Genomic DNA, 13,845 nt, shown 5'->3' with positions numbered 1-13,845 from the left:
TATCCTCCTATTTTCCCCTATTTCCTTTATCCTCACATCTTTAATCTTTCTTAAATTATTGTTTCGCTATAATCCCGTTCTATTTTTTACACACAAAACAGGAGCATTGATGGAACAAACGTTGTCAATCATCAAGCCAGACGCCGTAGCAAAAGGTGTCATCGGTAAAATTTTGGATCGTTTCGAAAGTAACGGCCTTAAAATCGCGGCTATGAAAAAAGTTCAACTCTCACGTCAAGACGCAGAAGCGTTTTACGCAGTACATGCTGCACGCCCTTTTTTCAACGACCTCGTTGATTTCATGGTAAGCGGCCCGGTTGTTATCACCGTTCTTGAGGGTGAAAACGCTATCCTTAAAAACCGTGATTTAATGGGTGCAACTAACCCTAAAGAAGCAGCAGCGGGAACTATCCGTGCAGACTTCGCTGAAAATATCGATGCTAATGCGGTTCACGGAAGTGACTCTGCTGAAAATGCGGCTATTGAAATCGCATTTTTCTTTTCAGGGCGCGAAATTTCGTAATTGCCATGAAAATAGCATTCAGAAAATTGGGCTCACAACCGCTTCATTTTGAGGAAAATAGTGACAATGCCGTTTTTTCGGGTGATATAATCCTGAAAAAAAGCAATCTTGCCCAATTAAACGGTACAATTACAGGGAGTATTTCGATTCCTTGCGATATTTGTGCTGAAGAGGTAGACAAATCTCTAAATGAAGAGATCTTCTTCTACCTTAGCGATGGAATATATGAGGAGAACGACGAAGAGTTAGACGTCGTTGAAATCAGCCAATCAATGATTGATATGGAAGAGCTTCTCAAATCGGAAATCGAACTGATCAAAAGCGACTATTTTTGTTGCAAAAACTGCGAAGGAACCTCGCTCGATCGGGAGTTCTAAAATCTAAATAGAAAGGGATAAATACTATGGCAGTACCTAAAAGAAGAGTGAGTCATTCTCGCGCCGCAAAACGCAGAACTCACTATAAAATTTCTCTTGCGCGTCCGGTAAAAGATAAAGACGGCACGTACAAATTGTCTCACTATGTCAATCCGACAACCGGTGAGTATAAATAATCGATGATTAGAATTGCAATTGATGCAATGGGTGGGGACTTTGGTCCCGAACCAATTGTTAAAGGGACACTTGAAGCTTTAAAAGAAATGAAGTTTCAACCAATTCTAGTTGGTAAAAAAGATGAGATTTTATCTTTATTACCCAAGGGCTATAAAGATAAAATTTTAATTATTGAAGCGGACGATGTCATTGATATGGCCGATGCCGCAACCGACGCGCTCAAACGTCAGGAGAGTTCTATCTATAAAGCGGTAGAACTTGTCCGTAACGGTGAAGCAGACGGTGTCGTCAGTGCCGGGCACAGCGGTGCAACAATGACGGTTGCAACACTGCGCTTAGGACGACTTAAAAATGTCCTGCGTCCGGCGCTAGTAACGTCTATGCCGACAAAAACAGGCAAACGCAGTATCTTAATGGATGCCGGGGCAAATGTAGATTGCAAAGCAGAGCATCTTTTTCAATTCGGAATCATGGGATACTACTATGCTCATGACATGTTCAAACTTGATAACCCTCGTGTCGGGCTGCTCGCTAACGGGGAAGAAGATTCCAAAGGGAACGAAATTACCAAAGAAGCCTTCAAACTGCTCGAAGGGCAGCAAGGTTTTATCGGAAACGTTGAGGGAAACAATATCTTTGACGGAAGTTGTGACGTCATCGTTTGTGACGGTTTTATCGGCAACCTTGTCCTCAAAGCCTCTGAAGGGGTAGCTTCGACCATCAGCTTTTTTATTAAAGAGTATATTCGAAAATCACCTGTAGCGATTACCGGAGCGCTGTTGATGCGTAAAGTATTCAAATTGCTCAAAAAACAGATCGATTATGCTGAAATCGGAGGGGCACCTCTCGTCGGTATAAAAGGGTGTGCCATTGTCAGCCACGGTAAAAGTAACCCAAAAGCAATCAAAAATGCGATTTTTCAAGCTATCCGTTATGTAGACAACGGTGTCAATGAACATATCGAGAATCGTCTCGAAGAACTTAAAAAATAACCGTCGATCCCTGTATAAAGGCTTATTATGTACGCTGCGTTTCGTTCCATCGGAGCTTATGTTCCCTCTAAAATCCTCACCAATGCTGAACTCGAAGTCATGGTCGATACCAGCGATGAATGGATTACTAAACGCACCGGAATAAAAGAACGTCATATTGCCGCGGCAGATGAAACGACAAGCGATATGGGTGTCAAAGCTGCCGAAAAAGCAATCGAACGTGCCGGGATAGATAAAAGCCAAATTGATATGCTGATTTGTGCCACGATCTCTCCCGATTATTTTTGTATGCCTTCCACTGCTACCATTATTGCCACCAAACTCGGCCTTGAAAAGATTACCGCTTTTGACGTATCCGCTGCTTGTACCGGATTTGTATATGCCCTCTCTATCGCCAAAGCATTCGTTGAATCGGGAATGAAGAAAAATATTCTTATCGTCGGAGCAGAACGACTCAGCAGTATTACTGATTACAGTGACCGCGGAACCTGTATCCTTTTTGGTGACGGTGCCGGAGCCGCGATTATCGGTGCTACCGAAAACAAATCTGAGGCTATTATTGATATCCACACCGGCTCTGACGGTTCATTTGCTGATTTATTGATGACCCCAAACGGCGGAAGCGGTTCAGCGCATGATGAGCTTGACCGTGAAGCGGCAGGATGTTTTATGCGTATGAAAGGGAACGAAACCTTTAAGGTAGCGGTTCGTACCCTCACAAGTGATGTTATCGATATTTTAGCGCAAAATAAGATCGCCTCATCAGACATTAAACATTTTGTTCCGCATCAAGCCAACTACCGTATTATCAAAGCGGTCGGCGATGCCCTGGAACTTAAAGATGAACAAGTGGTATTAACGGTAGAAAAATACGGTAATACTTCTGGAGCCTCTATCCCTATGGCCATAAACGATATTTATGAATCAGGTCGATTACAAGAAGGTGATTTGATGCTTCTTGATGCTTTCGGTGGCGGTTTAACGTGGGGAAGTGCTCTTGTTCCGTTTGCAGGTAAAGGTATCCGCTAAAAAACTCTCGCTACAATATCAGATCTTTTTAAAGGTCTGTTATGCTTTTTTCAAATCCTCTTATCTACCTTGAAATTCACGAGAGTGAAATTCCTTGGCTAAAAATTTTTACCCATGCTCCCCATAAAGAGTTCTCTGAATGTTCTCATGCTGAAAAAAAGGCTATCTGGGAGTGTTTAGATATTATTGAAAATGAGATGCTTACGTATTTCAAACCTGCCAAAATCAATATTGCTTCGTTTGGAAATATGATGCCGAGAGTCCATTGGCATATTATGGCACGCTTCGAGAACGATAGCTATTTTCCTGAACCGATGTGGGGGATGAAACAAAGAGAGGGATTTGAATTAGACTCACCGATGGAGCCTTTTTTGGAGAAGGTAAGACGGGAGTTAGACTCCCGTCTCAATTAATACTTTGGTTTAGCCGAGCGGTTTTGTCCACTGAAACTGCGTGAACGATCTCCGCGATCATTACTACCGCTACGCTCTCCACCACCGCTACGCTCACCGCCTCCGGCATTACGATCGTTGTTACCGCGATATCCGCCCCCGCCGCTGCGGTTTCCACCGCTACGATTACGGTTGAATCCGCCGCTGCGTTGTCCGCCGCGATCGCCACGGCTTGCTAAATTGCTTAGAATTTTTTCTAGACGTTCCGCTGCGATACCGATATTGTTCGGTCCTTGAACCGTGTTGCGTTCCATCAATACGGAGATCAATTTATAGGCGATTTGTTCTTGGTCGTAATCTTGTTTCAACAAATCAAGCACTTTATGCGCTTCATCATAGATGTGTTGTTTCTCAATTTCACGAACCAAACGGGTTACTTGAGCCTCTTTAACATCCAATTTACTTGGAATATAAGCATGCTCCATAGTCGTACCGACTTTAGCGCGGATACGTTGAAGTTCTTTAAATTCCATAGGCGTTACAAGGGTAATTGCAACCCCTTTTTTACCCGCACGACCTGTACGTCCGATGCGGTGAACATAACTCTCAGGGTCAAACGGAATATGATAATTGAAAACGTGTGTTACATCATCAATATGCAATCCGCGCGCCGCAACGTCGGTTGCGATCAATACGTCAACCGCATCGGTTTTAAGCCCTTTGATAACGCTCTCACGTTGACGTTGCTCCATGTCACCATGAAGTCCTTTAGCCATATATCCCGCAGCTGAGAGGACGTTAGAGAGACGATCAACCTCTTTTTTGGTTCGGCAAAATACTACCGTTTTTTTCGCATCTTCAGAATCCATCAAACGGATGATCGCATCATCACGCTCAGATTCTTCGATAACGTAATATTGTTGTGTGATATCGGTGTTTGTCGTCTCTGATTTGGTAATAGAGGCAAAAAACGGATTGACCAAAATACGCTCAGCAAGCTGTTTAATCGGTGCAGGCATAGTTGCTGAGAAGAGCAATGTTTGACGCTCAGTCGGCAAATAGGTGAAAATCTCATTGATATCGTCCAAAAAGCCCATATCGAGCATTTCATCCGCTTCGTCCAAAATAACGGTTGATGGGGTGAAACCTTTGAGCATGTTACGGCTCAACATATCAAGCAAGCGTCCCGGAGTAGCGATGATAACTTGCGCGCCACGCTCGATAAGATCCATTTGACGATTGTATGATGATCCACCGTAAATGGTTACGGTACGTGCACCTAAATGTTTACCGTATTTGAAAATTTCATCGCTTACTTGGTTTGCAAGTTCACGGGTAGGGGTGATGATAAGGGTTTCAATCCCCCCTTTAAGATGCATTTTATTCAATGCAGGAAGACCGAATGCCGCTGTTTTACCCGTACCGGTATGGGCTTGTCCTACAACGTCACGCCCTTCCATAATTACGGGAATAACCATTTGCTGAATAGGACTCGGTGTTTTAAATCCGGCATAATTGATACTTTGCATAATCTCTTTTCTAAGACCGAAAGACTCAAATGTAACCAAATTTTCTTCTGTGATTGTTTCTTCTATTACGTTCATAATTTACCTTTGTATATACGCCACCGGAAAACCTATTTCCGGCCAGTTACGCTTGCCCACTCAGGGGGGAGAGAAATTTTAGTGAGGATAAGTTGGATTCTCATCCGCGAGGGCACCTTTGAAAAAGATCTCTAAAATCTCTTTAGAAGGTACCCAAAATTCAAATGGAATTATAGCTTAACTTTTTGTAAAAAAGGCTGATAATAAGAGTTTAACAAAAGATAAAGATAACCTTTAGTTTCAAATCGTCTCTATTTTATCTGATTGTTTTAAACTTTTGAAACTATACTTCCGAAAAATCACACTACACTTTTAGGAGTCAAATTATGTTCAATGTAAAAATGGAAAAAGAGTGCGGCTGTTTCAAACGAAGCGGGATGGAGAGTATTAAAACTTTCGATAATAAAGATGATGCCATGATCGAAGCTGCGCAGTGGGCGGAAGAGATGAATGAAACATTCTGTCAAAAACACAACTTTTCAATTATTGAAGAGGGGAATGACCTCATCATCAAAGTAGAAATGAACTAACTTTGCAGAAGAAGAGGAGAACATCCCCTCTTCATTCATCGGATTAACGATGTTGATCCAACCAAACCATTAACCCTTTTTGTGCATGCAAACGGTTTTCTGCCTCTTCAAAAATGAGGCTTTGTTTTCCGTCTAAAACCGCTTCACTCACTTCAACTCCGCGATATGCCGGTAAACAATGCAAGAAGATAGCATCGTGGGTTGCTAACGCCATAAGCGCTTCATCTACGATATAACCTTCAAATGCTCGGATACGTTGTGCTTTTTCCTCTTCTTGCCCCATAGAGATCCATGTATCGGTTGTCACCACATTGGCACCGAGGACTGCCACTTTCGGATCGTTTGTGATCGTAATTTTAGCACCGCTAATTTCGGCAAAAGCCAGAGCATCCGCAATGATCGCCGGATCACACTCATATCCCTTAGGGGTGGCAATTCGGAGTTCAAACCCAAGTTTTGAGGCGAGCATAAGCCATGAATGGGTCATATTGTTCCCATCTCCGACATACGCAACGATTGGATTTTTATCTTTTCCACACTCCATCATTGTCATAAAATCGGCCAATAGCTGTACCGGATGGTAGCTATCACTCAAACCGTTGATAACCGGAACTTGAGAATAACGGGCAAACTCTTCGAGCATCGATTGTTCATACGTACGAATCATTACCATATCGCTCATCGAAGAGATAACGCGCGCCGTATCTTTAACCGGTTCACCGCGTCCGAGATGGATATCACGGTTTGAGAGAAACAAAGCATGTCCGCCGAGCTGATACATCCCTACTTCAAAACTAACACGGGTACGGGTAGAGCTTTTCTCGAAAATCATTGCCAGTGTTTGACCTGCAAGACGTGGTTTGAGTTCTTTAGCTTTGACCTCTTTTTTAATCTTTAAGCCAATATCTAAAATCTCTAAGATCTCTTCTTTAGAATAATCTTTTAACGTTAAAAAGTGTCTCACTCTATTCCTTCTATACAAAAAACAATCATATCATAAAAAAAATTCATTAATTTAAAAGCTGTGCAACTTCTTTGGCATGGTAACTGATGATAATATCGGCACCTGCACGTTTGAAGCCGACCATCGTCTCCATCATCACACGGTTATAATCAATCAGTCCCGCGGCTCCCGCATGTTTTAGCATCGCATATTCTCCACTGACGTTGTATACGGCCAATGGTAAAGAAGAAGCTTCGCGGATATCTCGGATAATATCGAGATAGGCCAATGCCGGTTTAACCATCAAGATATCGGCACCTTGAGCTTCATCCACCAAACTCTCTCGAATCGCCTCGCGTCGATTGGCCGGATCCATTTGATAAGTAGAGCGATCGCCGAAACTCGGTACCGACTCGGCAACGTCTCGAAACGGTCCGTAATATCCGCTGGCAAATTTAGTCGAATAACTCATAATCGGCAGATTCGTATATCCTCCCCCATCAAGTGCATCACGCAATGTCGTAATAATCCCGTCCATCATCCCCGATGGGGCAATCATATCAACACCTGCATGCGCATGAACCAATGCCTGTTGGGCTGAGATTCCTAAGGTCAAATCATTATCGACCGTTTCATGAACATGATCCAAAATTCCGCAGTGGCCGTGATCGGTATACTCACAAAAACACAGATCGGTGACCACAAACATTTTAGGATATGCACGTTTGATCGCACGCACCGCCGTAGCAATAATACCGTGGTCGCATAAGGCATCCGAACCTACCGAATCTTTCACTTCAGGAATACCGAATAAAATTATTGAATGGATCCCGAGGGATTGGAGAAGCTCGCACTCTTTTAATATCTCATCCAGAGACATCTGATAGACACCCGGCATTGAAGCTATTTCTTTTTTTATCCCCTCTCCGGGTCTGACAAATAACGGATAGATAAAGTCATCGATACTTACATGAGTTTCTCGAACCAATGAGCGAAGGTGAGGATTAAGACGAGTGCGGCGAAAACGCTCCATATATGTGACTCCAGTTAAAAGTTAAGAAGAGATTGTATCAAGGGTTGCTTTAATAATCCATTTTTTAGAAACACCGATTATAATGGCAGTAATGAAAACACAAACACCTACTTTTGAAAAATCATCTATTGCCAACATGCCTAGCAAATACGGCCATTTTAAGATCCGTGCTTACAAAGAAGGGCATCAGGAACATCTCGCAATTTTTACCGAGAATTTTGAAAAGCAAGAATCTCCATTGGTTCGTATCCATTCCGAGTGCCTGACCGGAGATACTTTCGGGAGCATTAAATGTGACTGTAACAATCAGTTACATAAAGCGCTAAAACTCATCGCAAAAGAGGGTGGATTAGTGATTTATCATCGTCAAGAGGGACGTAATATCGGATTGCTGAATAAAATCAATGCGTACTGCCTTCAAGATCAGGGACGCAATACGATCGAAGCCAACGTGGAACTCGGCTTTGCTCCCGATCAACGAACTTATGATGTGATTGGCGAAATATTTTCAGATTTCAGCCTAACGCAGATCCGCCTTCTCACAAACAATCCCGCAAAAGTCACTATTGTAGAAGGTCTCAATGTAAAAATTACGGAGCGGGTACCCGTAATTATCGAACCCAACCCTCATAATGAAGGGTATTTAAAAGTTAAAAAAGAGCAGATGGGGCACGATTTATGAGCCGTCTAAAGCAACTATTAGTACAACATAAGATCATTGTTCCTGAAAATTTCGAGGAGAAAATCGAGCAATATAAAACACTTTTAGAGAAATGGAATAAAATTCATAATCTGACAGGGGCAAAAACACTTCAACAAATTGATCAGTTTATCCTCGATGCAATCTTGCCTATTACCTTTCTCCCCCCTGTCAAAAAAGCGATGGATATAGGTACGGGTGCCGGATTCCCCGGAATGATTTTGGCCCTAGCCCTTCCGCAAACTCATTTTACCCTCGTAGAACCTCTAAGCAAACGGGCCAGTTTCTTGCAGTTCGTAAAAGCAGATTTAGAACTGGATAACGTCGAAGTAAAAGCCCTTAAGGCCGAACAACTGAAAAGTGAACCGTATGATCTCATCACCTCCCGTGCCGTAACGGATACCGAGATGCTTCTAAAACTCTCAAAACCGTTTTGTGCCGAAGGGACTCTTTTACTCTTTTACAAAGGGGAAAAAGTGTATGATGAAATCGATGATACACTCGATTACACCATTATCGAAGCAGAAAATCGCCATTATCTGCTCATAAAGAGATAACTATGCTAAAACTATTATTACTGATCGGCGTTTTGGTCGGAGCCTATTACCTTTTTTTCAAAAAGAAAAAAAGTCTTACTCCCCCTTCTGCAGATAACACACAAGAAGAGGCAATGATCCCTTGTGCCGAATGCGGTACGTATGTACAGCTCAAAGAGGCCTTAATGCGTGATGGAAAATACTACTGTTCACGTGAATGCATGGAGGTTTAAAATGCTGCTATTCGGTCACCCTTATGTTCCTTCACTCCCTTTTTATCACATAGACTCTATTGAAGCATTGCATCATACGCCGTCGAATTCTGTCGTTACCCTCTTTTTTACCCCTGAGAATCTCGATATTATAGAGCATCTACGCCTCAATAGTATCCGTTTCGCACTTCATATCGAAACATCCACGGATGCGGTGATTGGTGAGAATCTTGGCGCTTCGTATTTCATTGTTCTGCCAAAATACGCCGAAGCGATTCAAAAAGTAGCGGAAGACTACCTTTTTGACGCAAAAATATTGGGATATATTGAAAATACAAAAGATTTGGAAAATTTGATCGAATTACGGCTGGATGGGGCTATTTTCGCCGATACAATTATTAAAATAAACTCTTAGGCAATCCATTCTCGTTTTAAATCCTTATCCAAACATGCCAATATTTCATAGCCGATCGTTCCTACTGAACGGGCGTAATGATTGGCATCGTCAAAAATAAGTAACTCATCTTTATCGCTCGCAAATACCGCATTATCCATTGAAATCCGTCCACGCAATGCAATACCCTCAGGTGTAACATAACGGTTAGAAGCAAGGCGATCCAACCCGTTTGCGTATCCCAAATCATACGTGGATACAACCTCATCCGCAGAAGCTTCATAAATACCGTTGTATCCGATACGCTCCCCTTTTTTCAGAGTACGTGTCGCAACCCTGTCTCCCCACAATGAGAGGATCGGCTTGAAAGGAGGTTGCATAAGCGTCTTCTCCATCTCTAAACAGCCATACAGAGCGATACCGACACGAACCATCTCATCAACACATACCGAAGAGCGAAATGTTCCGGCAGAATTTGAGAGATGAAAGCGGAGTTTCCATCCATATTTTTTTCCTAAAGAAGAAGCCTTACTCTTTGCCGTATCAAATGTTTTACGTTGCCAAAACCACTCGCTACTGAGGGTATCCGCACTGCGTAAATGACTCATAATACCGACACACACCAAACCTGCTTCCTTCATACGCTTAAAGGCTTCTTCGAGATCACCAAGGGCAATACCGTTACGGTGCATCCCCGTATCAATTTTCAGTTCTACACGGCTCCCTGCTAAAAATGTCTCAATTGCTTCAAGCGAATTGATCGCATAGCTAAACGTTGAATTCATTTTTGTTGGACGATCCCCTAAAATTAGAACATTTTCAAAAAAATCACGGATTTCATCCGCTTCGCATTCCAATCGTACCACCGCTTGCTTCACACCATACTGTGCCGCCGCTTCTGCTATCATCACCGCACCGTGGCCATAAGCGTTATCTTTTAAAACAACCGCTATTTTATCTTTTCCACCGACTTGGTGTGCGATAATGTCAAGATTATGTTCCAGTGCCTTACGGCTCAATTTAATAGTTCCCATAAAGGAATTATATTCTAAGGATTGTTAATGCGTTATTTCCCCGCCGAATTTGAACCCCAAAGTTTTGTCCAGCTCATTTTTCCGCATCCGCAAAGCGATTGGGCTCCTTATTTGGAAGAGGCAAGAGGATGCTTCGTCGACATAGCCAATGCCATTGCCCGTTATCAACCTTGTCTTATCATTTGTGATGATGTCAAACGTGTCCAAACTTATTTTAAAAGCCATGAAAATATAATTTTTATCCCCTACCAAAGTGACGATACCTGGGCACGCGACTGTAGCGCTTTAAGTGTTATCGATGAGACGGAAGAGGAAGCGTTGCTTCTTGATTTCACATTCACCGGATGGGGCGGAAAATTTGACGCTTCACGCGATAATGCCATGAGTTCCTCCATTGCTCATCTCTACGGAGCTCCGATGAAAAAGATTGATCTTATTTTAGAAGGAGGAGGCATTGAAACTAATGCTAACGGCTCATTGCTTACTACCGCTGAGTGTCTTCTCAATCCCAACCGTAATCCCCATCTAACAAAAACTCAAACAGAAAATATTCTTAAAAAAGAGTTTGGTGTAGAACAGATTCTTTGGCTCCATCACGGTTATTTAGCGGGAGATGATACCGATAGCCATATCGATACGTTAGCCCGTTTCATCGATACGGACACCATCTTGTATGTCAAATGCGAGGATAAAAATGATGAACATTATGAAGCGCTCAAAAAGATGGAAGAGGAGTTAAAAACATTCCGTGATATCGATGGTGAACCGTTTAATCTGATTCCCCTCCCGATGTGCCGGCCGCATTACTACGATGATGAGCGGCTTCCTGCAACGTATGCCAATTTTTTAATTATTAATGATGCCGTATTACTTCCCGTCTATAATGATCCACACGACAATGATGCGATCGAAATTTGTAAAAAAGCCTTTAGAGGGCGCGACATCATCCCTATCGACTGTTCCGTCCTTATTCGTCAGCACGGTTCGCTTCACTGCGTTACAATGCAGTTTCCTGAAGATGTATCCTTACGAGTGGAATAAAATACTAAATCCCGTATAAAGAAAATAGCCTGATCCCGCCAATAACAACAGTGTTAAAAGTATTTGTTTCATATTCAATTTCATGGTTAAAAGTATAGCTGCTTAACACTAATGTAACACTTCTCTCCTACAATTCTTCATATTTTCTTAAGGATATGAAGAATGAAACGATTAACTCTCCTCTCTTTGGCTGCCGTCGCTGCGCTTGCCACAGAACCTGTCACCATACAAAAAATCACCATTGAAGCTGAAGCTCCTAAAACAGATGCTAAGAGCGTATCTTCGGACGACATGGTTAAATTTTCTCGGCAGTCTGATCTGGGAGAAATGCTCTCTCAAACTTTACCCGAAATTACTCATGTACGTAATAGTGCCATCGGCAATGATATCATCCTTCGTGGATTCCGTAAAGATAATTTAAATATAACCATTGACGATGCAAAAGTGTGCGGGGCATGTCCCAATCGTATGGATCCGCCTTCCATGCACATCTCTTCGGGACAAATTCAGACCGTTGAAGTGCAGGAAGGACCGTTTGACGTAACACAATTCGGGAGCCTTGGCGGTAAAATCAATGTTGTCACTAAAGACCCTGAAAAAGGGGTACACGGAGAAGTTTCCACCACTCTAGGCAGTTTTGATTATCGTAAACTCTCCACTACGATAGAGGGAGGTAATGATGCCGTTCAAGCACTCGTTGGATTCAGCCGAGAAACTAGCGGACAATACAAAGACGGCGATAGTCAAACATTAGCCGAGCAAACGGATACACTTACTACAACAGGTAGTACACAAAGATATGCAACCGCATACAAAGATATGGATGCATACGATCGTAATAACTACTGGGCAAAAATTGTTGGAAACATCGGTGATAATCAAAAACTTACCCTCAACTACTTCGGTGACCGCGCCGATGACATTATGTTCCCGCGCTATCCAATGGATGCGTTAGTTGATGATACCGATATGTTTAAAGCCAAATATCAGCTCTTCAACCTCGGTTCGTTTTCAGAAGAGATCAAAATCGAAGGATATCACTCGAAAGTAACCCACCTTATGGGTACCGACTACAGAGCCAGTGCAACCTCTCCTGCAACAACTATGTGGGCACCTGCCGAAGCAACCATTAAAGGGGCAAAAATTGAAAATTCTTTTACTTTGGCTGGAATCCACACAACGTTTGGACTCGATGCGAGCAAACGTAACTGGATCGCCACTAAAGGGCCTGAGACAAATTCTACACGAAACTACATGCTTCCCGATGTTGACACAGAAAACCTTGCATTCTATGCAACTGCTTCTAAAACCATTTCAAATATCGACATTAGTGGAGGATTCCGTTATGATGATACAACCATCAATCCAAATAAGTCACTCCAAGACAATGCATCAAACTCCGCAACATATTTTTCATCCCTGAGTGATAAAAATTACAACAATATTAGTGCTAATTTAATGTTGAAATACAATATTTCTTCTATGACTAATCTTTTCATCGGTGCCGGACAATCGATTCGTGTTCCCGATGCAAAAGAACTTTACGTTGTAAACACCAATGCTGCCGGTACGTTAATTACAAATTCAGCAACGAGCGGCGGGAATCAAAACCTTAATGAATCCATCAATCGGGAAATAGATCTAGGATTTGAAAATACGACCGGTAATTTTCATCTCAAAACAACTCTATTTTACAGTGATTTAAAAGATTACATTTATGCATACGACAGTACTTGGGCAAACATCGACGCAAAAATCTATGGGGGTGACATCAGTGCGGATTATCTCCTAAACAATGAATGGCGTATCGAATCAGGTGTCGCCTATCAAAAAGGTGTGAAAAAGAATCCTGGGCAAATCGGAGATACCGATAAAGATTTAGCTGAAATTCCTCCGTTTAAAGGGCGTTTAGCTTTAGTCATGGATGATTCGGTTAATTATCTAATGGCTGAAGTAATCGCAGCTGACAATCAAACAATCGATTCAGATAATAATGAAAAAGAGATTGCAGGATACGGAATTCTAAATCTTAAATACGGATATGATTTCAGAAATGGATTCTCACTTATGACCGGAATCAATAACTTCTTTAATCGAACTTATGCCGTAAATAATAGTTATATTGGAAATCAACTTATTGGCTTTAACGGCACTGATCCACTCGTTCTTAATGAACCTGGACGTAACTTTTACGCTACCGTAAGCTATAAATTCTAATCTTTTCCCTTTTGGGGAAAATTACTTTCTATTTTCTAAAAACCATCTTTTTAGACATCTTCATATATTCATGTCTATTTTTTTATGATTAATTCTCATAGATTTCGATGT

The 13,845-nt window shown here is 42.1% G+C and carries 17 protein-coding genes; 13 read left to right on the top strand and 4 right to left on the bottom strand.

The window, feature by feature from the left end:
- Positions 1 to 109 precede the first annotated feature (109 nt).
- The 6 genes from ndk to RMO68_RS01650 are packed head-to-tail and all read left to right on the top strand — an operon-like array spanning position 110 to position 3,511.
- Positions 110 to 523, top strand: coding sequence for a nucleoside-diphosphate kinase (ndk, locus tag RMO68_RS01675; protein WP_310438972.1), 414 nt, complete (start codon positions 110 to 112; stop codon positions 521 to 523).
- Positions 524 to 528: 5 nt separating this feature from the next.
- A complete protein-coding gene (locus tag RMO68_RS01670) occupies positions 529 to 900 on the top strand; it encodes a YceD family protein (RefSeq protein WP_310438971.1) in 372 nt (123 codons plus the stop codon).
- Positions 901 to 926: 26 nt separating this feature from the next.
- Complete coding sequence (rpmF, locus tag RMO68_RS01665; protein WP_013461018.1) at positions 927 to 1,076, top strand: 50S ribosomal protein L32; 150 nt, start codon at positions 927 to 929, stop codon at positions 1,074 to 1,076.
- 3 nt (positions 1,077 to 1,079) lie between these two features.
- Entirely contained in the window at positions 1,080 to 2,069 is a 990-nt protein-coding gene (gene plsX / locus RMO68_RS01660) for a phosphate acyltransferase PlsX (protein WP_310438970.1), read from the top strand.
- 27 nt (positions 2,070 to 2,096) lie between these two features.
- Complete coding sequence (locus RMO68_RS01655; protein ID WP_310438969.1) at positions 2,097 to 3,098, top strand: beta-ketoacyl-ACP synthase III; 1,002 nt, start codon at positions 2,097 to 2,099, stop codon at positions 3,096 to 3,098.
- A 41-nt stretch (positions 3,099 to 3,139) separates the two neighbouring features.
- Positions 3,140 to 3,511, top strand: coding sequence for an HIT domain-containing protein (locus RMO68_RS01650; RefSeq protein ID WP_310438968.1), 372 nt, complete (start codon positions 3,140 to 3,142; stop codon positions 3,509 to 3,511).
- Here RMO68_RS01650 and RMO68_RS01645 read toward each other — a convergent pair.
- Positions 3,508 to 5,094 (bottom strand): DEAD/DEAH box helicase, encoded by a 1,587-nt coding sequence (locus RMO68_RS01645; protein WP_310438967.1) that lies wholly within the window; start codon positions 5,092 to 5,094, stop codon positions 3,508 to 3,510. The two genes, RMO68_RS01650 and RMO68_RS01645, sit on opposite strands and share 4 nt — an antisense overlap.
- A 326-nt stretch (positions 5,095 to 5,420) precedes the next feature.
- Between RMO68_RS01645 and RMO68_RS01640 the strand changes: the two genes are divergently transcribed.
- Positions 5,421 to 5,624: a hypothetical protein gene (locus RMO68_RS01640; RefSeq protein WP_310438966.1), complete on the top strand. Its 204-nt coding sequence runs from the start codon at positions 5,421 to 5,423 to the stop codon at positions 5,622 to 5,624.
- Between the two features lie 43 nt (positions 5,625 to 5,667).
- Here the strand turns inward: RMO68_RS01640 and argF are convergent, their stop codons facing one another.
- The gene (gene argF / locus RMO68_RS01635; protein WP_310438965.1) at positions 5,668 to 6,588 is read right to left on the bottom strand and encodes an ornithine carbamoyltransferase; all 921 of its coding nucleotides are present in this window, start codon (positions 6,586 to 6,588) and stop codon (positions 5,668 to 5,670) included.
- A 46-nt stretch (positions 6,589 to 6,634) separates the two neighbouring features.
- Positions 6,635 to 7,600 carry a porphobilinogen synthase gene (hemB, locus tag RMO68_RS01630; RefSeq protein WP_310438964.1) on the bottom strand — a complete coding sequence of 322 codons (966 nt, stop codon included), beginning with the start codon at positions 7,598 to 7,600 and terminating at the stop codon, positions 6,635 to 6,637.
- A gap of 82 nt (positions 7,601 to 7,682) precedes the next feature.
- On the opposite strand from hemB, the gene ribA reads away from it, so the two are divergent.
- The 4 genes from ribA to RMO68_RS01610 are packed head-to-tail and all read left to right on the top strand — an operon-like array spanning position 7,683 to position 9,463.
- Positions 7,683 to 8,282 carry a GTP cyclohydrolase II gene (gene ribA / locus RMO68_RS01625; protein WP_310438963.1) on the top strand — a complete coding sequence of 200 codons (600 nt, stop codon included), beginning with the start codon at positions 7,683 to 7,685 and terminating at the stop codon, positions 8,280 to 8,282.
- The gene (rsmG, locus tag RMO68_RS01620) at positions 8,279 to 8,857 is read left to right on the top strand and encodes a 16S rRNA (guanine(527)-N(7))-methyltransferase RsmG (RefSeq protein ID WP_310438962.1); all 579 of its coding nucleotides are present in this window, start codon (positions 8,279 to 8,281) and stop codon (positions 8,855 to 8,857) included. Before ribA ends, rsmG begins: the two co-directional genes overlap by 4 nt.
- A 2-nt stretch (positions 8,858 to 8,859) precedes the next feature.
- Positions 8,860 to 9,069, top strand: a complete 210-nt coding sequence (locus tag RMO68_RS01615) for a PP0621 family protein (RefSeq protein ID WP_310438961.1) — start codon at positions 8,860 to 8,862, stop codon at positions 9,067 to 9,069.
- Between the two features lies 1 nt (position 9,070).
- The gene (locus RMO68_RS01610; protein ID WP_310438960.1) at positions 9,071 to 9,463 is read left to right on the top strand and encodes a hypothetical protein; all 393 of its coding nucleotides are present in this window, start codon (positions 9,071 to 9,073) and stop codon (positions 9,461 to 9,463) included.
- On the opposite strand, the gene RMO68_RS01605 is transcribed toward RMO68_RS01610, so the two are convergent.
- Complete coding sequence (locus RMO68_RS01605) at positions 9,460 to 10,476, bottom strand: alanine racemase (RefSeq protein WP_310438959.1); 1,017 nt, start codon at positions 10,474 to 10,476, stop codon at positions 9,460 to 9,462. The genes RMO68_RS01610 and RMO68_RS01605 overlap by 4 nt on opposite strands.
- Before the next feature lie 27 nt (positions 10,477 to 10,503).
- On the opposite strand from RMO68_RS01605, the gene RMO68_RS01600 reads away from it, so the two are divergent.
- Both RMO68_RS01600 and RMO68_RS01595 read left to right on the top strand, forming a co-directional pair.
- On the top strand, positions 10,504 to 11,517 hold the full coding sequence (locus RMO68_RS01600; RefSeq protein ID WP_310438958.1) for an agmatine deiminase family protein: 1,014 nt from the start codon (positions 10,504 to 10,506) through the stop codon (positions 11,515 to 11,517).
- Positions 11,518 to 11,679: 162 nt separating this feature from the next.
- On the top strand, positions 11,680 to 13,734 hold the full coding sequence (locus RMO68_RS01595; RefSeq protein ID WP_310438957.1) for a TonB-dependent receptor: 2,055 nt from the start codon (positions 11,680 to 11,682) through the stop codon (positions 13,732 to 13,734).
- Positions 13,735 to 13,845 lie beyond the last annotated feature (111 nt).

The sequence above is a fragment of the Sulfuricurvum sp. genome (assembly GCF_031427015.1).
GTDB lineage: Bacteria > Campylobacterota > Campylobacteria > Campylobacterales > Sulfurimonadaceae > Sulfuricurvum.
The sequence above is the reverse complement of the archived record's forward strand: the minus strand, read 5'-3'. Positions and strand labels throughout refer to the sequence as shown.